Origin of the sequence: Gluconobacter sp. Dm-73, from assembly GCF_018256215.1 — a bacterium.
Lineage (GTDB): Bacteria > Pseudomonadota > Alphaproteobacteria > Acetobacterales > Acetobacteraceae > Gluconobacter > Gluconobacter cadivus.
On the sequence record NZ_JAERLW010000005.1, the window covers coordinates 120950 to 141905 of the forward strand.

Sequence of the window (20956 nt, forward strand, 5' to 3'; positions counted from 1 at the left end):
ATGAACCGTTACGAAGAAAAAATCGCGCGCATGCTGGCCGGTCAGGACGACCGTACGGATTTCATTCTCGCAGATGCCAAGGATTCCGACATGGCCGCGGGCATCAGCGCCACGGGCCTGAGTCGCGACCCCAAACAGGGTCATTCCCGTTTCCGGACGCGCCGCGAATATGTTGACGTGATCCACAGCATCCTTCAGCAGAACATCGTGGACATCATGCTGACGTCAGCCTCCATTCTGGAGACCCTGATCGCGGAAGACGGTTTTGCCGGAACCCGGATCCAGTCCGCGATCCGGGCCAATGACACGACGGATCTGTGGCGCGGACGGGGTGGGTCCTACCAGTCCCAGAAATCCGTCCCGTTTCGTTCGGCATCTCTGAAAAAAGCGCAGACCAGCCTTGGCCTGTATTCCATGACCTTCAACGGCGACGCCGAGCAGGACAGCTTTGCGCTGGAAGAATTCGCCCGCTTTCGGGAAGAAGCCGAAGAAAGCCGCTTTTCGTATTTCCTTGAGGTCTTCAATCCCAATGAAGGCCGGATCGCACAGGCGGACCGCGGCTTTTATCTGAACGACATGATCGTCCGCTGTCTGGCAGGTTTGCGGCGTGAAGAACGCCCCGTTTTCCTCAAGGTACCCTTCAATGGCGCGGACGCCCTGAGCGAACTCTGTGCGTTCGACCCTTCCGTAATCGTGGGCATCATGGGGGGCAGTAGCGGAACAACGCGCGACTGTCTGGAACTGATCCATCAGGCACAGTGCTGTGGTGCGCGCGCAGCGCTTTTCGGCCGCAAGATCGTGGATGCGGATGACCCACTTTTACTGATCGAGGCCATGCGCAGCGTGACCGACGGCGCGCTGTCGGCGAAAGAAGCAACGCATCTGTATCATGAAAAACTGGGCGCTCAGGGCGTACCGCCCCTCAGAGAGGCGGATCTGGATAGTGTCGTGACCGAAGCCGTCCTGCTGGAGCGCGCAGCGTAACATTTTTATGTGATGATAAAGCAGGGTGAATTTCCCAAAAATTCAGAAGAAAATCGCTCTCAAAGAGGATTTTTCTTCTGAACTTCCTAAATTTTGTATCGTTACTTTTGGTATTGGTAACTCTCTTATGTTATGCTTTAACGTTCAAGCTAACATATGCCGTTCTGCAACACGGAGAATCGGGATGAACATTCAGCCTCTCGGAAGGTCAGAAATGGATCAGGTCTGGATCGGAACGAGCTGGAAGATGAACAAGGGACCAGCCGAAGCCATCGCTTCAGCGCAGGCCCTTGAAGGATTTGTTCCGCCACAGGGGATCCAGCCTTTCGTCATCCCGCCGTTCACGTCCCTGAAGGATGTCTGCACCGTGCTCGAAGACAGCGCCCTGATGGTGGGCGCGCAGAACATGCACTGGGAAGACAGCGGTTCCTGGACGGGCGAAGTTTCACCGGAAATGATCCGGGGCTGCGGCGCTTCGATGGTGGAGATCGGCCACTCCGAACGTCGCCAGCATTTCGGCGAGACGGACTGGACGGTGAACCTGAAGGTTCATGCAGCCCTCCGCCACGGGTTACGCCCGCTCGTCTGCATCGGCGATACGCTGAACGAGTACGAGTTTGGTGTCTCGCACGAAACGCTGGCCCGGCAGACCAAAATCGCACTGCATGGTGTGACGCGGAAAGATCTGGCGAATGTCCTGATTGCCTATGAGCCGGTCTGGGCCATCGGAGCTTCCGGCCGCCCGGCGGACGCAGACTTCGTTTCGGATGTTCACACCCGGCTTCGGCGCGTCGTGCAGGATCTCGCAGGTGCGGAGGGCGCACGCATCCCGCTACTTTATGGCGGCAGCGTCTCGCGGGACAACATCCGCAGCTATGTCGGACTTGCGGATGTGGATGGTGTGTTCATCGGGCGGGCGGCCTGGAAGGCGACGGACTTCATGGCCCTCATCGACAGTGTGCGTGATCTGGTTTCGGACAAAATAGCGGCCTGAACGGTCGCCTGAGCGCAAGAACAGGAAAAATGACCATGCGTATTGCCATTGGTGGAGACAGCGCCGGCGAAGGTCTGGCGAGACTTCTGACCCAGCATCTCTCGACGCTTGGACGACATGTCGTCGTCGACATGTCCCATCCCGAAGATGAACGGGTCGAACTGTATTCCGAACTGAGCGAGCGCGTATCGCTGGCGGTTCTGAGCGGTGAATTCGACCGGGGCATTCTGTGCTGTGGAACCGGAATTGGCGTGTGCATTTCCGCCAACAAAATTCCCGGCATCCGGGCGGCGCTGACCCATGACACCTATTCCGCCGAACGCGCGGCCCTGTCGAACAACGCGCATATCATCACCATGGGCGCGCGGGTGATCGGGCCGGAAGTGGCGAAGTCGATCGTGGAAGCCTGGCTGGCCTGCACCTTCGATCCCAAAAGTGCATCGGCGCGCAATATTGCCGGAATTGATGCACTCGGCAGGAAATACCGGCAACCCGTCTCCGCGGACATGAGCTGCTGAAATAAAAACCTTCAGCCCGAACAGGTTCTGGCTGATCTTCGAAAGAACAGAGTTATGAAAACGGCATTCGCTTTTGCCGCAATGCTGGCGGCTGCGCCAGCTCTGTCCTCCGGCGTCGCCTGTGCGGCGGAGAGTGGCGCGCCCCTGCATTTCGTTCTGATCCCCAAAACGGTCCATCCGTGGTTTGACAAAGCCATGACAGGGGCGAAGGCCGCTGGCGACATGATCACCAAAGCGACGGGCCGCCCGGTCGAGATCGAATATCGCGCGCCACAGACGGCGGATGTGTCTTCTCAGAACGACATTATCGAACGCGCTGTCGCGACCCATCCTGATGGCCTGATCCTCGATCTGCTGGATGAGAAGGGCAATCGCGCCGCCATGGACGAAGCAGCGGACCAGAAAATCCCGATGACGGTGTTCGACTCCCTGCCTCCCGAAGGCATGGACATCACGGCCGTCGGCGCGGATTTCTGCGAACAGGGCACTATGGCGGCCGAGCGGCTGGCGAACCTTGTTGGCAAGAAGGGTGAGGTTGCCATCATGATGGGCGTGCCGACGGCTCCGAACCATACGCTTCGGGCCGAGTGTGAAAAGAAGGTCTTTGCGAAATACCCCGACATGAAAGTCGTCGCGACGGGGATCGACAATGACAGCATCGAAACCGCACAGAAACAGGCTTCCGCCATCATGCAGGCCCATCCGGACCTGGTGGGCTGGGTCGCCTGCGATGCCTCCGGACCGGTGGGCATCGGACAGGCCATCCGTGAGGGCGGCAAGACCGGCAAAGTCAAGGAAGTCGGCCTCGACAACCTCAATGACATGATCCAGCTCATTAAGGACGGCGTAGCGGAATCTTCCGCCTCCAGCCGCCCCGAAATGCAGGGTTACTGGGCCGTCATCTCCGCCTGGCAGAAAGCCATGGGACAGAAGACACCTAAATATATCGATACCGGAATTGATCTTTTGACCAGCAAAACCCTCTGACATCTTGCCGTACGATCAGGACAAGGGAAACACGACCATGACAATTCTTCAGATCGAAGCCGTACGGAAGACCTATCCCGGCGTGGTCGCGCTCGATCATGTGGATCTGACGCTGGAGCCGGGGAGAATCCATATTCTCGCGGGCGAAAACGGTGCCGGAAAATCCACCCTGATCAAGGTCCTGACCGGCCTCGTCGCCCCCGATGAGGGCCGCGTCCTGATCGAAGGCGGAGACGCGCTGGCGGACCGCACCCTGTTTACGAAAGTCGCCTATGTCCCGCAGGAGCTGAGCCTTTTTGGTTCCATGACGGTGGCCGAGAACATGTTCATGCCGTTCGACCGCTCCGGGTTCGGCCATCTGACGGTCTCGCGGCGTGCCATGGAAAAGGCTGCGGCAGACCTCATCCAGCGCTTCGGAATTCATGCAAAACCAGGCCATCTGGTGAACCGAATCAGCGTGCCGGACCAGCAGCTTCTGCAGATCGCGCGCGCGGCCTGCCGTGAGGAATTCAGGGTTCTCATCCTTGATGAACCAACCTCCTCGCTGACGGCGAACGAAACCGAGCATCTGTTCCGGATCATCCGCAGATTGCGCGATGACGGCTGCGCGATCGTGTTTGTCTCCCACAAGATGGAAGAAATCTTTGAGCTGGGCGACACGGTAACGGTTCTGCGCAATGGCCGCAGCGTCGGCACCTACCCCATGCAGGGCATGACGGAAGGACACCTGATCCAGCTCATGTCCGGCAGTTCTGTCTCACTGGAAGAGAAGTTCCAGCCGCGTTTCGCCGTTAGCGAAAACGACACGATCTTGAGCGCTAAACAAATTTCGGGACCGGGGTTTACGGACGCATCCTTCACCCTGCGCCGGGGCGAGATCCTTGGATTTGCGGGGCTTGTCGGCGCGGGCCGCTCCGAACTGATGCAGACGATTTTCGGCTATCATCGGGCGACATCCGGCCACTGCTTCCTCGACGGAGAAGAAATCCCCCGTGGCCGCACGGACCGTGCCGTCGCGATGGGGATGGTTTACCTCTCCGAAGAGCGCAAACATCACGGCATTTTCCCGCTGCTCAGCGTGCGGGAAAATATCAGCCTCTCGGTTCTGGATCGCATGAAGCGCGGCGGCATCATTTCCTCCCGGCGTGAAAATGACGTCGTGGCGGAGACGATCCAGCAGTTCGACGTCCGGACGTCCTCCGCGTCCAAAAAAATCGTTCATCTGTCAGGCGGCAACCAGCAGAAGGCGATCATCGGACGCGCGATGGCCCGCAGACCTCGCGTCCTGATTTTCGACGAGCCCACCAAAGGGATCGATATCGGAACTAAATTCCAGATTTACCGCATCATGCAGCAGCTTGCCGAAGAAGGCGTGGGGATCATCCTCGTCTCGTCCGAAATGACCGAGCTTCAGCGCTGCGCCTCGCGGATCATCACCATGTATTCCGGCCGGATCACGGGTTCGTTCGATCAGGCCACCACCGACGTCAACACGCTTGTCGGCGCGATCATCGGCGCCCCGGAGACCCGTCATGTCGCTTGAAACCACCCTCCCCGCCGCGCCCTCCAAGCCACCGAAACTGCCGCCCATGAAGGCTCTGGTGTCGCGTCTGGTCGGCAATCCGCTGGGCGGCGTCATCGCCGCGCTCGTCATCATTTTCGGGACGTCCTGTGCGCTGTCGCCGCACTTCCTGACGTCCTTCAACATGATGATCATCGCGCGTGCGCTGGCCTTTGTCGGGCTGGTCACAATCGGACAGTCCGTTCTCATGATCCTGGGCGAGCTCGACCTGTCCGTTGGTGCCATTGGCGGTCTGGCGGGCGTGGTCGGCGGCATCTTAATGGTGCAACTTGGGCTGAACCCGTGGCTTTCGCTCGGGCTGTGCCTGCTGATGGGAGCCGGGTGCGGGTTGCTGAACGGAGCGCTCATTACGCAGCTCCGCCTGCACTCGCTGGTGCTGACAATCGGTATGGCCGGCGTTTATGGCGGCGCCAACCTCGTTGCGACCAAAGGCGTGGCCATTACGGGCATCCCCCGTGACATCTCCTTTCTCGGACGTGGACTCGTCATGGGCGTTCCCGTGCCGTTCGTCGTGCTCCTGGTGTGTCTGGCGGTTGTGGCGTTTGTCATGTTCCGCACGCCCGTCGGCCGCTACATTTACGCGATCGGCAGCAACCCGGACGCCGCCCGGATGCTGGGCATCCGCGTCAATGCCATCCGTATGGGCGCTTTTGCCCTCGCCGGATTCCTGTCCGCCCTTGCCGGGATCCTGATGGTCGCCCGCCTGGGAACGGCCCAGCCTTCCATCGGTGACACATGGGTTCTCGCACCCATCGCCGCAGCCGTTATTGGCGGTGTCGCAACCACGGGCGGCATCGGCAGTCCGGTCGGAGCGGTTCTGGGTGCAGTCATCATCGGCATGATCGAAGACATCATCGTCCTGTTCGGAATTTCGCCTTACTGGCAGTCGGTCGTCAGCGGCGGGATCGTTGTCCTCGCCATCTCCTTCGACGCACTGGCCCGTCGTTACCTCAACCGTGATGCAGCCTGACGGTCCCGCTGCGGGACACGACTGGAGGAAAAACACATGACCAAGATCTGCGGCGACGCATCCAATTTCGCAATGTCGGCCCTTCGCGGGTTCAGCCTGATCCATCATGACCTTGTGCGCCTCGTCCGTGGCGGCGTTCTGCGGGCAAAGCCCGGCCCGAAAGGCAAAGTCGCCGTCGTGCTGGGCGGCGGTTCGGGCCATTATCCCGCCTTTGCAGGCTATGTCGGCAAGGGCTTCGGCGACGCCGCCGTAGCAGGAGACATTTTCGCATCGCCCTCCACGCAGGCGATCAAGAGCATCGCCCGACAGGCCGATCTCGGCGGTGGGATCATCCTCGGCTACGGCAACTACGCGGGCGATGTGCTTAATTTCGGGATTGCCGCCGACCGTCTGCGCGAAGAAGGCTATGATGTCCGCGTTCTGGCAACCGCCGATGACGTGGCCAGTTCGGACGCCTCCACCCGCGAACGCCGCCGGGGCATTGCGGGAGACCTGCCGATTTTCAAGATCGTCGGAGCCGCTGCCGAAGCCGGACTGACGCTCGATGAGGTCGAGGAAGTCGCGCATCGCGTGAACCGTCAGACTTGCACCTTCGGCGTGGCTTTCGATGGCTGCACCCTGCCCGGCGAGACTGAAAAACTGTTCGAAGTCCCCAAAAACCGCATGGCCCTAGGGCTTGGCGTTCACGGTGAGCCGGGAATTGATGAACAGGACGTCCCCAGCCCGGAAGCACTGGCAAAAACCCTGTTCGACCGCCTTCTGGCCGAAATTCCCCACGAGGCCCCGCGCCGTGTAGCCGTGTTGCTGAATGGTCTGGGCAGCACCAAGCAGGAAGAGCTTTTCGTGCTGTGGAACGCACTGGCGCCAATGTTCGAAAACGCCGGACTGACCCTCGTGGCCCCTCTGGTGGGCGAATATGTCACAAGTCTGGACATGGCAGGTTGTTCCCTGACCCTGACTTGGCTCGACAAAGATCTTGAGCAGTACTGGCGTGCGCCAGTGGATTCCGCAGCCCTGCGCCATGACAAGTTAGTCGGGGACGGCGTGGCCGACCTTGCCGTCGAAGATGAGGCAACGATCGTCTATATGCGCTCCGCTACCGCAGCGGGCCGTCAGGGCGGCGCGTGCGTCGCGGATGTCATGGAAAATCTGGCGAAAATGCTGGCCGCCGAGGAATCCAGCCTTGGCCATATCGATGCCCTTGCAGGCGATGGCGACCATGGACAGGGCATGGCGCGCGGGTCCGCAGCGTCCGCCCGCGCCGCCCGTAACGCGGCCAATGCTGGTGCAGGCCCTGCCACGGTTCTGGCCACGGCCGCCGATGCCTGGGCCGATCGTGCCGGGGGCACATCGGGCGCTCTCTGGGGGGAAGGTCTGCGGGCCTTCAGCACGGCGCTCGATGACGGCCGTCTGCCGAGTGCCGAGCAGCTTTCTCAGGGAGCCCGCAACAGTATGGAACGCATCATGCTGCTCGGCAGGGCCAAGCCCGGCGACAAGACACTCGTGGATGCGCTGGTCCCGTTTGTGGAAACGCTGGAGCGGGAACTGGCCGCGGGCCATGAGCTTGTCAAAGCCTGGATGGAAGGCGCTGAGGCCGCCTATCAGGCCGCGCAGGACACACGCAACCTGTTGCCCCGGATGGGACGGGCGAAAATGCACGGCGAACGGAGCAAGGGCCATCCCGATGCCGGTGCCCTGTCCCTCGCCCTCTGCGTACGTAGCGTTGGCAGGGACCTGAAAGCCGGAATGGCTGCCCAGCACGCACACGATCTGCTGCACGACCTCAGGGCCTGACAGCAAAGTCACCGATCATCGTCTCTTCTGCTGTAGCAGACGATGATCGGTGTTCCCTTTCGTTGGTTAAAGGGCGATCGGATATTCACGCGACGGCCTGTGTTCCGACACAAGCCGCGCGGAAAGTTCACGGACAATCTCGGGATATCTGTCGGCCACATTACGCTTTTCGCCCGGATCTGCCGTCAGGTCATAAAGCTCCAGCCGGGACGATCCGACAGGCCGCACGATTTTCCATTTCCCCAGACGCGCCGCCTGCCAGAAAGACGGCTCATATGTCTCCCAGTAGAGCAGTCGCTCCGGCAGCTCCCCCTGCCCCAGCAGAACGGGCGTCAGATCGCGACCATCCGTCACCACAGGAACACTGCGCCCTGCCAGCCCGAGAACCGTCGGCAGCAAATCGGGATGATAAACGGGTGTCCCGTTCGTCGTGCCCGCGGCGATCCGTGAAGGCCAACGCGCAATCAGCGGAACACGGATGCCGCCCTCGTAAAGCTCGCGTTTATAGCCCCGCAACGGACCATGAGAGTTGAAGAAGGTCACAACCTCCGTCTGCTCCGCCGTGGGTTCGGATCTCGGCCCATGATCGGACGACACAAACACGATCGTATCATTGTCCAGCCCGGACGCTTCAAGCGTTTGCAGAATACTGCCGACGCCAGCGTCCAGAAATTCGATCATGGCCGCATAGGCCTTTTCCCGGGCGCCCCAGGGCTCTCCTGCATAATCCCCCTCGGCTGGCGTAATATGCGGGCTATGCGGCGCATTATAGGCGACCGTCAGGAAAAAAGGCTTCTGGCGATGACGCCTGATGAAGTCGCAGCTCTGACCCGTCACGATGTCGGTTTCGTAGACAGCCCGCCCTCCGTCGGCATTTCCCGCGACATCCTGCAACGTCGTGCCGTCGTACCATTTCTCCGGAAAATAGCCCTGCGTCTTTTCCGTCTGCGTCAACCATCCGTGGAATTCATCAAACCCGTGCCGCGTCGGGATGGCATCAGGATCGTAACCATCGAGATGCCACTTCCCCACCAGCCCCGTCACATATCCCTGCTCTTTCAGAACGGACGCGACCGTCGGTTCCTTATCGAACAGATTGGCCCTGCGGATCTGTTCCTTCCCCTTGTATCCGACCACGCCTCCGGCGAGCGCAAAATTGTCTCGGATGGACGCATGTCCCATATGGCGCCCCGTCATGAGCGCACAGCGGGAAGGCGAGCAGATGGGCGCGCCACCATAAGCCTGCGTGAACTTCATGCCCTGAGCCGCCATCCGGTCGATATGCGGTGTGCGGATTCTGGTCTGGCCGTAACAGCCCAGATCATACACACCCAGGTCATCCGCGATGATGTAAATGATGTTGGGCGCCCGCGAGACTGCCTTGGAAGCTGCATGTGCAGCCCCCTCCGACAGCCCCAAAGTCACCGTGCCGAGCGCTGCGGTTCCGGCGAGGAGTGTCCGGCGGTTCATACGGATTGAACGGATCAAGGCCTGCGCCTCCTGTGATGGAACGGGATTCATTGGCCGGAGGACTGCGCAGTCGTGAGGGTGACCGTGTCGATACTGCCCGTAAATGCTGCGGGCACCGTATAGGCCGGGCTCACGGCAGACCCCAGATCACGACCGATATCGAGGGTCTCGCGCGATGACAGGGCGATGTTGCTGAAACGCGCCTGCCGGGCCGGAGCTCCGTCCACGGAAAGCCCTACCGTCGCGGGAACCGGCTTCCCGCCCACCCAGCGCCGGATCATCTCCGCTGCCGCATCGCTTTTACCCGCTGTCCGCTCCTGCTCCGGTGTGACCGTCAGGACAATATGCCGCCGTCCTGCCGCCAAAGGAGCAGACGTTACGATCTGTCCTGTCCGCACACCATTTGCATTGGCTTCATAAACAAGGCGCCCCTTCGAAACATAAAGGGTGACACCCCCATATCGCCCGCCCTCGGCGAAAATCACCCCCTGCGCCCCGCCCGCAGGAACATCGACATCAGCACTCAGCGTATACGGATCATGCCCCAAATCCGGTGCAAAACGCGGCCCTACGCGATCCACGCCAGAGTGGTATGTAAAGACCGTCTGGCCTGTCGCCGTACCAAGCGGATATGCGTCAACTCCAGGCCGGAGCGGATCTGCATGATTACGGCTGGCCTCGTGCTGGAAAAGCGCCTGAAGCTCTTTGAGTTTTTCGGGATATTTCGCAGCCAGATCATGGGCCTGACTGTAGTCATCGCTCAGCCTGTAGAGCTCCCACGGATGCGTCTGTGGCTGTGTCCCACGGGTCAGATACACGCGGTTATCACCCACCTCCCATGTTTCCTGAGCAAGCTGACCGGCCCACCATCCATCGGAATAGATGCCCAGATTTCCGCTCGTGGTGAAATACTGCACTTTATGCCGCGACGGAGCGTCGGGATGATCGAACGTATAAAGCAGGCTCCGGCCTTCAAGCGGGAGTTGCTCAACGCCCGCCGTGTGGGACGGCGGTGTAATCCCGGCGGCTTCATAAAGCGTTGGCGCAATATCGTTCAGATGTCCGAACTGCCCCCGTATTCCGTGAGTGTCGTGGATGCGTGCGGGCCAGGAGATGACCAGCGGGTCCGTCGTCCCACCCAGATGGGCGGCATCCTGTTTCGTGCCCTGAAACGGAGACGTCAGCGCCCATGCCCATGCGGCGGCATAATGGTTGAGATACAACTCGCTTCCCAGCGCATCACTGTTGGCCAGACGCGTCCTGACATCCGGCGTTCCGCCCTCCGCAGTCTTCGCATCCCTCCCCAGAAACCCGCCTTCGGCACTCCCGCCATTATCCCCGAACACTTCCAAGACAAGCGTGTTGTCCGCAATGCCTTCCTCCCGCAGAGTCGCCAGAAGCCGTCCGACTTCATGATCGGTTTCTTCGGCAAAAGCGGCATAAACCTCGGCCTGATGCGCGAGCAGCTTCTTTTCATCCGCAGACAGACTGTCCCATGCAGGCAGGGTGGAGGGGCGCGGTGTCAGTTCCGCATTCGCCGGGATGACGCCAAGCGCCTTCTGACGCTCAAAGCTCTGCTGCCGGATAACATCCCAGCCCTGATCGAACTTCCCTTTATATTTCGCAATCCATGCCTTGGGCACATGATGCGGCTCGTGCGTCGCACCCGTCGCATAATAAAGGAAGAACGGTTTATCGTGCGCCACGGCGTCATGCTGATGCAGCCAGCGGACGGCTTCGTTGGTGATGTCGGTCGTGAAATAATAGCCCTGTTCCGGCGTGGAAGACGGCTCAACAGGGGTCTGGTCACGGTAAAGACGCGGATAATACTGGTTGTCCGCTGCGGCAAGGAAGCCGTAGAAATGTTCGAATCCCCACCGCCCTGTCGGCCACAGATCAAACGGCCCCGCCGCGCTGATCTGCCAGTAAGGCGTATTGTGCCATTTCCCGAACGCCGCCGTATTATATCCGTGCTCCTTGAGAACTTCGGCAACCGGTGTCACGTTCGCAGGCAGAACGGTATTATATCCCGGATGCTTCGAAGCCGCTTCCTCGATATTTCCAAACCCCACCTGTCGGTCATTATATCCTGTCAGCAATGAGGCCCGCGACGGGGAGCACAAAGCATTGACGTGAAAATTGTTATATCGCAGCCCAGCATCCGCCAGACGTGCAAAATCCGGTGTCGAAATCGGGCCACCAAAAACATTCGTCGCACCAAATCCGACATCATCAATCAGAATCACGACAATATTCGGCGCCCCCCTGGGCGCCTGTGGCGATTGCGGCCAGCCCTGCGTCGCCTGGGACGGCTCTGCGGCACGGGCATGCTGCACAATACTGCCCCATAAAAGCGTACTGCCCAGAAGAAGGCCTAGAGACGTCTGTCTTTTCATGACCATTCCTCGCCGGTTCAGTAATTCACGCGGGCAATAAAGCCGAAATTGCGGGGCTGCGTGACATAGGCGTACCAGCTGCCATTTCCCGAAGCGGCGCTTCCTTGGGAAATCTGCGTGACACGCCGCTCGTCCGTTGCATTATTGATGAAGCCCGCAAGCTCCCAGCGCCCCTGATGGTCGCGAAACCCGAAATTCAGGTTCAGCGTGCCATAAGCCGGCACCCAGCCATAAACGGAGTTGTTGCTGGAGGTGTTCATGCGGGTGTTGTAATTGTAGCTCCCGCCTGCATAAGCATCGAGAGGGCGGGAAAAAACCTTTCCGATCCCGTGCGAATACTGCACCGCAGCCGACAGCGCCCATCTCGGCACGAACGGAATCTGCGTATGGGCGAGACTGTAAGCGCCTTTCCACGCCAGCTCCGGCGGCGCACTTGTGGAATACTGGAGGAACTGGGCGTCATTGTAAGATGCAGACAAAGACGTCACGAGATTGGCAAGCGGGCTGTAATGAATGTCCATCTCCGCGCCACGAACCCGCACTTTCGGAGCACTGCTCAGATAGGAAACCAGCGCACCCTGATATTCATGGACTGCCGTGACCTGATAGTTGTGGTCGTTCGTCTGATACAGCGCACCGCTGACCAGAAGACGGTTCTGAAGAAACTGCGCCTTCGCCCCGACCTCAAAAGAGTCGTCCGTCTCCTTGCCCACATTCGGCGAAACTGCGCCCTGAGAAAGCTGGCTCGCAGAAAAAGAGACCAGATTGAGGCCACCGGATTTTCCACCGCGGCCATAGCGGCCGTAAACAATGGCATTATCCGCCACATGGTATTTCGCAACGAACTGTCCAGTTACGAAACCATTATCGACATGCGCGCCATATCCCGTGTTACTACCATACAAGCCCCAGATTTTCTGCGCCGTAGCCAGTGGTGTGATGGCTGAATTATAGCTTTCAGGTGTGACCTGCCATTGGGAAAAACTTCCCGTTTTGGTGCTGTAATTATATCGTACACCCGTCACGAAATCCAGTTTGCGGGTGATGTGCCAGGTCCCGTTCGCATAAAGCCCGTAATAATTGGTGGTGGGCTGTCCGTAGCTGCGCACGTCATAATTGTTCAGGACATTCGAGGCCTGTTCGGCAGAGATACCACTAACGGGTGAGCTTCCGGTTCCATATCCATACCACGCTCCGGCATCCGGCCCGTAGCGGGTATCACCATAAACGCGGTTTTCCTGCCACATGTAAAACGCTCCAACCCGATAATCGAGCAGACGCCCCAGAGAACTGGAAAAACGGAGTTCCTGCGTGAACTGCCTTTGATCGACCTTGGCATTGCTGTTGAGAATGGCATTCGCCGGCCCCAGATCACCGTCATTATGCGGTGCCCAGTCCCACCACCGGAAAGCCGTGATGGAGGACAGCGTGAAATTGGCATGGTGCCAGTCCACATGGCCCGAAAGCCCCATGTCTTCCTGCTCTGCGTCAGAAAGAGAGCTTCGGTTGATGGTATAGGGCGCATTGGACGGAGCCGTCGCGCCATATCCGGCCCAACCCAAACGCTGCGGCAGCGTTCCCGCTACGGCGCTGCCATCCGTCTTGGTTGCAACGATCTTGTAGAGCCCCCCAGAGCAGCAGTTTTCACGAAGATGGGCATAATCTCCCGTCAGCCGGACACTCAGCTCATCCGTGGGGTGATACAAAACCTGTGCGCGGAAAGAGCGGCTTGTCTGGCCATTAATATCGCCCCCGCCCGCAAGGTTTTTGACCCAGCCGCTGTTGCCATATCCCAAAGCACTCAGCCGGACCGCAAGCTTGTCCTTGATCAGCGGCGTCGTAACGCCAAGGCTCCAGCGGTTATAATCATAATTTCCAACCCCCGCCTCGCCATAGACATGTCGGGTATGCAGATCCGGCGCGGCCGTTGTGAGTTCGATGGCGCCTGCCGTAGCCGTCATGCCCCCTTCCGTTCCCGCCGGACCACGCAGGACGGTGATCCCGTTCAGATCGACCAGATCGCTCAGCGCAGTCGCAGGGCGTGAACGATAAACACCATCGACATACACCGCCACGCCCCCTTCGATCCCATCCGTCGCTGCCGTCCCGGCGGCTCCGAGGCCACGGATATTGATTGTGGTGTTGCGCGGATTGGAAATATTGAGCTGAACGGTCGGCAGGAGACGCGCGGCCTGAGGGAGGGCCGTGATATGTTCGGCCTTCAGTTCCTGTGCACCGATCCGTGTCGCAGCCTGCGGAACGTTCTGAAGCGCATGCGTTTCCTGGTCAATCGTATGCGCTGCTGCCTGCGCCGGAGATGCGACCACGTGGATCCGTTCCGGATCGGAAACCGGCGCCCTGACCGCTTTGAGAGTGGGCCGTGCTGCCGGAACCGATTTTGCCGTGTGATGCCTGTGCGCGGCATGCGTGGCCGCGATTCCTTCTTGGGGGGCAGCGTTCTGTGCCTGCGCACTGTCCCACCCCGTCACATCAACCACGGCAGCGATGGCGGTAAGCAGGACGTATTTTTTCTTCATGACCAGAATATTCCCGAACCGCATTAACATTTATATATCGTTGTTCTTACATAAGAACGATATATCGTCGTTTTGATTCGGTCCATACGAACGAATCGGATTCGGGATGTATTTATTTATACTATTTTATAATGTTATATATCCTATGTTCTGGTCTGCTTTGGTGAACCCCACATCAGTCAGACCGGGACGCATCATAATGATCCGCAAAATCCTGGGCATCCGCTCCCCAACTGTAGCTGCCCTGCGGGAAAGGCAGCATCGTTGCATTCCAGGCTGCCCATTCCTTTTTCAGACGGGCAAAAAGCTCGGGTTTGCGATCTTTCAGATTGGCTCTCTCGCGCGGATCGCTGACAACGTCGAAGAGAAATTCGTTCTCCCCGATTTTCAGATATTTGTAATCGCCATCGAGATGAGCGTGCTGGTCATGGATCTTGTAACGCCAGAACAATGAGCGCGCCTGGCGTTTCTCCGGATCACTCAGGAACGGCAGAAGATTTGTACCGTCGGACGGGAAAGTTGCGTCCGGCGTCACACCCGCAGCAGCCAGAAAACTGGGAAGCCAGTCCATCGTGATGAGGGTCTGGTCACTTTCAGACCCTGCCCTCACCCGTGCGGGCCACCTCAGAACCGCCGGTACCCTGAGCCCACCTTCCAGAAGCTCCCCCTTCATACCCGTAAAAGGCCAGATCTCGGAGAAACGCTCGCCACCGTTGTCGCTGGTAAACACGACGATCGTATTTTCCGTCAGTTGATGGCGGTCAAGTGTTGCAAGAACCCGGCCGATCTGGTCATCCATGGCTCTGACCATCCGGCCATAGGTCTTCTGCGTTCCGCCATCATAGTCGAAGATCCTGCCTTTCAGGCGCTTTGATTCGGCCTCGTCCTCCGGCCCTTCCCAAGGCCAGTGCGGCGCATTGAAATGCAGACTGAGGAAAAATGGCGACGGGTCCTGTGCAAACGTCTCGACCAGCCGAACGGCTTCGTCCCCCAGAAGCCCCGTCAGATAACCATGATCGTGGATCAGATGGTCGTCCCGATAAAACTGGTCCTCACCGGGTTTTCCCTGATGGGTGAAATAGTCGGCAGCACCACCGGAAATACCGTAAAAATGGTCATAGCCGCTCTTGAGCGGCCCGAACTCTGGAGGGCTCCCAAGGTGCCACTTCCCCACCAGAGCCGTCCTGTACCCGGCCCTGTGAAGTTGTTCCGGCAAGGTCGGCAATCCCGGCGGAAGCCCGATTTTCCCGCTGGAGGAGGCAATCGGTTCTTCCAGACCACAGGCAATCCGGTCCTGATAACGCCCGGTAATCAGGGCCGTCCGCGTCGCGGAACAGACGGCGGAGTTCGCATAGGCGCGCGTCAGCTTGATGCCTTCATGCGCGATACGGTCGATGGAAGGCGTTGTAAAACCCGGCGTGCCGAAGCAGCTCACATCCGCGTATCCAAGATCATCCGCAAGAATGAAAATGATGTTCGGTGCCTTTGCTCTTTCGCCGGAACGGCCCGAAATCCCCGGCTGGGCGATCGCCCGCGCTCCCGGCCCCGTCATTGCGCCAAGGCCGATCCCTGCGACAGTGGAAAGGAAGGCGCGACGCCTCTGGACAAATCGGGTCATCTGCGGGCTTTCAGTCTGGATTATTAAACTATCAATTATGGTTAAAAATATTAACAACCAAAAAATAGGATGTAAATTCATAAAAACCAATATTGATGGTTGAAAGAACCTCGAAAAGCGGTTTCAGTTGGCAAACTCCTCCGGGAGACCATGATTCCAGATAACAGGGTAAGTGATATGGCTTCGTTCCCACTCAGGCTCTCCACCAGCGCTATGGGCACGATGGCCTTGTGCACTGCCCTCATGGCCATCCCCAACGCAGCAAAAGCCGTCCCCAGCGTGGTGCCGACCGGCGTCACCCGTTACAGCCCCGAAAAAGCTTACAACAGCTTCATCCTGTTTTCCGGAAGCGACAATCACACCCATCTCATCGACATGAACGGTCACGAAGTCCGGCAATGGGCACAAGCCGGATTCCCCGCCAAATACATTGATCCCGCTCTGGTCCAGGGGCAGAAAGGCATTATCGGGCTTCAGCTTTCAGAAATCCGCGGGGACGGCACCCACAAGATCCCCGGAGCCACAGCCGGTTTCCGTAACCGAACGTTCGGCTATGTGGACTGGTCTGACAAAACGCTCTGGGAATGGGGTCTTCAGTCGCCCGAAGGCAATGCCCGTCAGCATCATGACTGGGCCCGCCTGCCCGATGGCGGCACGCTTCTTCTGGCCAACCAGAACCGCTCCATCCCCGGCGGGGCCAAGCCGGTACTGGATGACGTGATTTATGAGATCGCCCCGGACGGCAAAATCCGCTGGACCTGGAAGGCCGGAGACCATCTTCGGGAATTCGGCTTTACCGACAGCCAGCTTCAACTGGTAACGCATGCTGAAAATCCGGATTACCTTCATATCAACAACATGCAGCTTGTAGGCGATAACCACTGGTACCGTGCGGGAGACAAACGTTTCGCACCGGACAACATCCTGATCGATTCACGGGAGGCCAACTTCATCGCAATCCTGGACCGCCATTCCGGCAAGGTCGTCTGGCGTCTGGGCCCCAACCTCCCGCAGCGGCGCCGCAGCGAACCTGCTGTTCCTTTCGCCGTCGACCAGTTCGTCGGACAGCATGACGCGCATCTTGTTCCCGAAGGCCTACCGGGTGCAGGCAACCTGATCGTTTTCGACAATCAAGGCGAAGCAGGCTATCCCGCCCGTCCGTTGCAGGTCGCCAACGGTTCGCGAATTCTAGAAATCAATCCTGTAACGGCGCAGGTCGTCTGGCAGTACACAGGCGAGAATTCCGGCGGCCCGCCATGGTCCTTCTACAGCAGCTTCATCAGCTCCGTGGACCGGCTGCCCAATGGCAATACCCTAATTGACGAAGGCATGAACGGACGCTTCTTCCAGGTCACGCCCACGGGTGAAATCGTGTGGGAATATGTGTCGCCCTATTCAGGTGAAACGCCTGGCAGCTCGCCCGGAAAAACAACGCGCTCCAACTGGGTCTATCGTATCCAGCCCGTGCCATATGGATGGGTGCCCTCGACCGTCTCCCATACCGAAACAGTCGTGGTTCCGGCTTTAGATCCGGAAAAATAATACAACCGCAGGGCTGCCGGCCAAAGTCATGACGCCAGCCCTCCCTGCTCAGGCAGGCACCGTCGGTCCCGAAGGGGACTGGCCATCGGGCGGATTGACAACCGCCCCCGCCGGAGCCGCTACAGGCCCTTTGAGAAGCGGGTCCTGCGTCTCCTGCATCCAGCGCCTCAGGCGCTTTCTCATTTCCCGCAGAACGTCTCCATACTGCGGATCGTGACACAGGTTACCGGTTTCCGCAGGATCGAACGTCAGATCATAAAGAGCCTCTTCAGGCAGACGATGATCCGGCCATCCGGCCCCGACCCAGACGGACTTGCTGGGACTGTCATCGCAGTTCGGCAGCACGGGCTGCCTGCGATTTCCAAATCTGCGAATATATTTCCATCGCTGCGTCCGGACGGCCCGCATCGGTTCATATGACGCGTGATACGTCATCTCAGCATAGACGGCATCCCGGATTTCCGCCTGACTGCCCCGCAAGACCGGAAGAAAAGATTGCCCCACAAGCCAGGAAGGACGCGGGATGCCCAGATAATCATAAACTGTCGGAAAAACATCAATCTGCGAGACCATCACGTCCGACTGATGCCCCACGGCCAGACCCGGCCCTCGCATGATCAGTACCGTTCCGATCCCGTCATCCGTCAGGTTGCATTTCATGCCCGGAAAAGCGATGCCATGATCCGTGACGAAAATAACCAGCGTATTGCGGTCATAACCATTTCTGGACAAAGCCCGCAAAACCCGCCCGACACCCGCATCCAACTGACGCGCGCTTGCCCCGAAAGCCGCGAAATCGTGGCGGATTTCCGGCGTATCGGGTAATGGACGCGGAACGCTTCGCACACGCTCCAGATCCGCGGGTGTCGGGTCCGGATACTCCCGATGCGTCTCGAAAAATCCGACATCCAGAAAAAACGGCTGCTTGGGCCGGCTGTCCAGAAACCGCTCGGCTATGGGTGCCACCACAGAAGCTTCCGCACGCCATTTCCCGCTCTCGTCGCGATAGGCAAGATTCCTGTCATACCCCAGCGTGTCCGGATCAGCGGCAACATGCTGCATCCCTGTCAGCACGGCCTGATATCCGAATTTCTGCAGGTCCCGGAAAAGGAGCTGCCGCGGATCGTTCAGCCTGAAACCCCGATGCGCCAGCCCAATCATTCCGGAACGATGGGGAGACTGACCGGTCAGCAGAGCCGCACGACTAGGAGAGCAGACCGGTGCCGCACTGAACGCCTGCCGGAACGTCACGCCCTCACGCGCCAGAGAGGCTATTTCCGGAGTAGAGACCGCGCTGTCATAAGGCTCGAGCGACCGTCCACTGTCGTGGGAATGAAGATAGAGAATATTCGTCCACCTGCCTTTCGGAAGGGACTGCCCATATCCTTTTGCCACGAAGGCGCCTCCGCCTGAGGCAAGAAGGGTGCGACGTCTGACCTGTACCATGATGTTCCTGCGGATATTCTGCCCCCGCGCAGAGCCAAAAGCTTTGCGGAGAGTATGAGAGAATTGAGAGTTTCTTCCCGCAGCCTCTAGATCTGCGGATCGCTGATCCTGCCTCCCATGGCCGCCACCAGCTTCTTTCCTGCCGGACTCTGCATGGCGGCTGCATCAAAATCGGACGGCTGTTTCAGACGCGGCGTATAGGTTCCGGCGCGTTTTTCGCTGAGATACCGCGCGGCGGCCCGTACCGCGAAAAGCCCCAGAACACCCTGCACATCAGGCGGCGAAACACGCGTCGTCAGGGCCGCCTGAACAGCTGGCGTTACGGCGGGAGAGCGCACGTTCCGCCCATAAGTCGCCGCCAGAACCGCAGCCAGCGCCCCCTCCGGATCACCCGTTTGCGCGATCTTTCCCGCAACCCAGTCGATGGCCTGAGCAGCATCGGGGCCATTCAGCAGAATTTCACCCAGCACAGCCCTGATCACCACAGACGGCTCTTTTCCAAATGCCAATGCCACATCATGAGTGGTCCGGGCATCCAACGGCGTCTGCACCGCAAGAATACCCGTAGCCGCCCAGTACCGCACGGCTTCGCTATCATTTCCAAGAGAGGCCCTGAACGCCGGAAGATGGTCTGCGCTACGCTGGGTCACCTTCGCCCCCAGCGCCATCAGTTCGGGCAACGGATAGGCTCCAGACTCGCGGCTTGCCTGATATCCCTGATGTCGCAGTCCTTCCGCAAGGAACGCATTATCGTTGATCGCAGTCATCTGCGCATCAAGCACATCCCGCAGATGTTGCAGTGCAGCCTGATGCGCCGGATCGTCGATCAGGTTGCTGATCTGATGCGGGTCAGCCGCAAGATCGTAAAGCTCCTCACCCGGCTTGGCCTGCCAAAAGGCTGCCTGAACGGGATTTAGACGCCCCGCCAGCCACTCCTCTTCCCAGGATTGATAACCGCGACCTTTCCACTCATACGCATTATGCTGTCCGTAAATGCGATGTGGCATGTAGTTACGGATATAGCGGTAACGCCCACTCCGGACCGTCCGTATCAGATCCAGCCGTTCATCCATCCGGTTGCGACCGCTGAACACATGTTCGCGTGGCGGGGGAACGTGCTGCCCCAGAAACGGCTGTCCCTGCATATGCCGGGGAATTGCTGCCCCTGCCAGCGACAGTGTCGTCGGCGCCATATCCACCAGACTCACAAGATCCGGACTGACCTGCCCGGCCGCACGTTGCGCAAAATGCTGGAATTTCTTTGGAAACCGCACGATCAGGGGCACGTGCAGCCCCCCTTCATAACAGTAGCGCTTCGTTCTGGGCTGCACGCCGCCATGATCAGCGAAAAACATGACGATCGTGTCCTGCGCCAGACCATCCTGTTCAAGCTCGCCCAGAATATGGGCCAACGCTTTATCCTGCCGGTTCACCATGTCGATGTTGCGCGCAATAGAATCCCGGATATCGGGCGTGTCCGGCAGATAGGGCGGAATATGGACCCGCGCAGGATCAGTCACGGTCGCACCCGTCTCAAACAGATGGGATTCATGCGTGATGAGATAATTGTAGACCGCGAAAAAGGGTTTCCCCGTCGGGCGGTTCCGCCAGTGCGCCGTCACTGAACACGCATCCCAGATCGTCGCAGGATCAAGGTCACAGTTGTAGTCGGTAAAGACGTTATTGGTGCAGTAATACCCCGCCCCACGCATCAGTTCCGGAAGGCTTTCGAACTGTCCTGCAATGCGGGCCACAGCGCGCATGTTTTCCGCCGGTCCACAGCTTTGCGGATACAGTCCCGTGACCAGCGAGAAACGCGACGGAGAGCAGACCGGAGCGGTAGCATAGGCGCTTTCAAAGCGGTTTCCCTCGCGGGCCAGCGCGTCAATCGTCGGCGTCACCGCCAGAGGATTGCCGTAACATCCCAGAAGAGGCGCATGGATATCATGGCAGACGATCCAGATAATGTTCGGCTTCCGGTCTATCGGGGTCTTTGACGCGGCAGAGATGGTCTTCGCCCTGGCATTAACACCAGCACCGGCCGAAAACGCCACACCGGCCGCGCCCGTCGTCGCCAGAAGATGACGACGGCTCACCGCTCTGGAGGGTCGATCCATG

At 59.2% G+C, this 20956-nt stretch carries 14 protein-coding genes; 8 read left to right on the plus strand and 6 right to left on the minus strand.

Annotation, left to right across the window (positions count from 1 at the left end):
- From JK176_RS06925 to JK176_RS06955, 7 genes are all read left to right on the plus strand, one after another.
- The gene (locus tag JK176_RS06925) at positions 1–984 is read left to right on the plus strand and encodes a hypothetical protein (protein ID WP_211587194.1); all 984 of its coding nucleotides are present in this window, start codon (positions 1–3) and stop codon (positions 982–984) included.
- Between the two features lie 184 nt (positions 985–1168).
- A complete protein-coding gene (locus JK176_RS06930; protein WP_211587195.1) occupies positions 1169–1978 on the plus strand; it encodes a triose-phosphate isomerase in 810 nt (269 codons plus the stop codon).
- A gap of 35 nt (positions 1979–2013) precedes the next feature.
- Positions 2014–2496: an RpiB/LacA/LacB family sugar-phosphate isomerase gene (locus JK176_RS06935; RefSeq protein ID WP_211587196.1), complete on the plus strand. Its 483-nt coding sequence runs from the start codon at positions 2014–2016 to the stop codon at positions 2494–2496.
- A 54-nt stretch (positions 2497–2550) separates the two neighbouring features.
- Complete coding sequence (locus JK176_RS06940) at positions 2551–3483, plus strand: substrate-binding domain-containing protein (RefSeq protein WP_211587197.1); 933 nt, start codon at positions 2551–2553, stop codon at positions 3481–3483.
- A gap of 37 nt (positions 3484–3520) precedes the next feature.
- Complete coding sequence (locus JK176_RS06945) at positions 3521–5026, plus strand: sugar ABC transporter ATP-binding protein (RefSeq protein WP_211587198.1); 1506 nt, start codon at positions 3521–3523, stop codon at positions 5024–5026.
- Positions 5016–6035, plus strand: coding sequence for an ABC transporter permease (locus tag JK176_RS06950; protein ID WP_211587199.1), 1020 nt, complete (start codon positions 5016–5018; stop codon positions 6033–6035). Before JK176_RS06945 ends, JK176_RS06950 begins: the two co-directional genes overlap by 11 nt.
- A gap of 36 nt (positions 6036–6071) precedes the next feature.
- On the plus strand, positions 6072–7829 hold the full coding sequence (locus JK176_RS06955) for a dihydroxyacetone kinase family protein (protein WP_211587200.1): 1758 nt from the start codon (positions 6072–6074) through the stop codon (positions 7827–7829).
- 66 nt (positions 7830–7895) lie between these two features.
- Here the strand turns inward: JK176_RS06955 and JK176_RS06960 are convergent, their stop codons facing one another.
- The 4 genes from JK176_RS06960 to JK176_RS06975 all read right to left on the minus strand — a co-directional run bounded on the left by JK176_RS06960 (position 7896) and on the right by JK176_RS06975 (position 15850).
- Positions 7896–9317 carry an arylsulfatase gene (locus JK176_RS06960; protein ID WP_249194307.1) on the minus strand — a complete coding sequence of 474 codons (1422 nt, stop codon included), beginning with the start codon at positions 9315–9317 and terminating at the stop codon, positions 7896–7898.
- 29 nt (positions 9318–9346) lie between these two features.
- Positions 9347–11695 carry an arylsulfatase gene (locus tag JK176_RS06965; protein WP_211587201.1) on the minus strand — a complete coding sequence of 783 codons (2349 nt, stop codon included), beginning with the start codon at positions 11693–11695 and terminating at the stop codon, positions 9347–9349.
- Positions 11696–11712: 17 nt separating this feature from the next.
- Entirely contained in the window at positions 11713–14232 is a 2520-nt protein-coding gene (locus JK176_RS06970; RefSeq protein WP_211587202.1) for a TonB-dependent receptor, read from the minus strand.
- Positions 14233–14407: 175 nt separating this feature from the next.
- Positions 14408–15850, minus strand: a complete 1443-nt coding sequence (locus tag JK176_RS06975) for a sulfatase (RefSeq protein WP_211587203.1) — start codon at positions 15848–15850, stop codon at positions 14408–14410.
- Between the two features lie 177 nt (positions 15851–16027).
- Between JK176_RS06975 and JK176_RS06980 the strand changes: the two genes are divergently transcribed.
- Positions 16028–17392 (plus strand): aryl-sulfate sulfotransferase, encoded by a 1365-nt coding sequence (locus tag JK176_RS06980; RefSeq protein ID WP_211587204.1) that lies wholly within the window; start codon positions 16028–16030, stop codon positions 17390–17392.
- A 48-nt stretch (positions 17393–17440) separates the two neighbouring features.
- Here JK176_RS06980 and JK176_RS06985 read toward each other — a convergent pair whose 3' ends face one another.
- Both JK176_RS06985 and JK176_RS06990 read right to left on the minus strand, forming a co-directional pair.
- Positions 17441–18838 (minus strand): sulfatase, encoded by a 1398-nt coding sequence (locus JK176_RS06985; protein ID WP_211587205.1) that lies wholly within the window; start codon positions 18836–18838, stop codon positions 17441–17443.
- 86 nt (positions 18839–18924) lie between these two features.
- Complete coding sequence (locus tag JK176_RS06990; RefSeq protein WP_211587206.1) at positions 18925–20955, minus strand: sulfatase; 2031 nt, start codon at positions 20953–20955, stop codon at positions 18925–18927.
- Position 20956: the final 1 nt, after the last annotated feature.

What these genes read in the sequence shown, in the direction of transcription:
- JK176_RS06955 (WP_211587200.1), top strand. Translation starts at nt 6,072, where the DNA reads ATGACCAAGATCTGCGGCGACGCATCCAATTTCGCAATGTCGGCCCTT.
- JK176_RS06935 (WP_211587196.1), top strand. Translation starts at nt 2,014, where the DNA reads ATGCGTATTGCCATTGGTGGAGACAGCGCCGGCGAAGGTCTGGCGAGA.
- JK176_RS06965 (WP_211587201.1), bottom strand. Translation starts at nt 11,695, where the DNA reads ATGAAAAGACAGACGTCTCTAGGCCTTCTTCTGGGCAGTACGCTTTTA.
- JK176_RS06980 (WP_211587204.1), top strand. Translation starts at nt 16,028, where the DNA reads ATGGCTTCGTTCCCACTCAGGCTCTCCACCAGCGCTATGGGCACGATG.
- JK176_RS06945 (WP_211587198.1), top strand. Translation starts at nt 3,521, where the DNA reads ATGACAATTCTTCAGATCGAAGCCGTACGGAAGACCTATCCCGGCGTG.
- JK176_RS06925 (WP_211587194.1), top strand. Translation starts at nt 1, where the DNA reads ATGAACCGTTACGAAGAAAAAATCGCGCGCATGCTGGCCGGTCAGGAC.
- JK176_RS06950 (WP_211587199.1), top strand. Translation starts at nt 5,016, where the DNA reads ATGTCGCTTGAAACCACCCTCCCCGCCGCGCCCTCCAAGCCACCGAAA.
- JK176_RS06940 (WP_211587197.1), top strand. Translation starts at nt 2,551, where the DNA reads ATGAAAACGGCATTCGCTTTTGCCGCAATGCTGGCGGCTGCGCCAGCT.
- JK176_RS06990 (WP_211587206.1), bottom strand. Translation starts at nt 20,955, where the DNA reads ATGGATCGACCCTCCAGAGCGGTGAGCCGTCGTCATCTTCTGGCGACG.
- JK176_RS06975 (WP_211587203.1), bottom strand. Translation starts at nt 15,850, where the DNA reads ATGACCCGATTTGTCCAGAGGCGTCGCGCCTTCCTTTCCACTGTCGCA.
- JK176_RS06970 (WP_211587202.1), bottom strand. Translation starts at nt 14,232, where the DNA reads ATGAAGAAAAAATACGTCCTGCTTACCGCCATCGCTGCCGTGGTTGAT.
- JK176_RS06985 (WP_211587205.1), bottom strand. Translation starts at nt 18,838, where the DNA reads ATGGTACAGGTCAGACGTCGCACCCTTCTTGCCTCAGGCGGAGGCGCC.
- JK176_RS06930 (WP_211587195.1), top strand. Translation starts at nt 1,169, where the DNA reads ATGAACATTCAGCCTCTCGGAAGGTCAGAAATGGATCAGGTCTGGATC.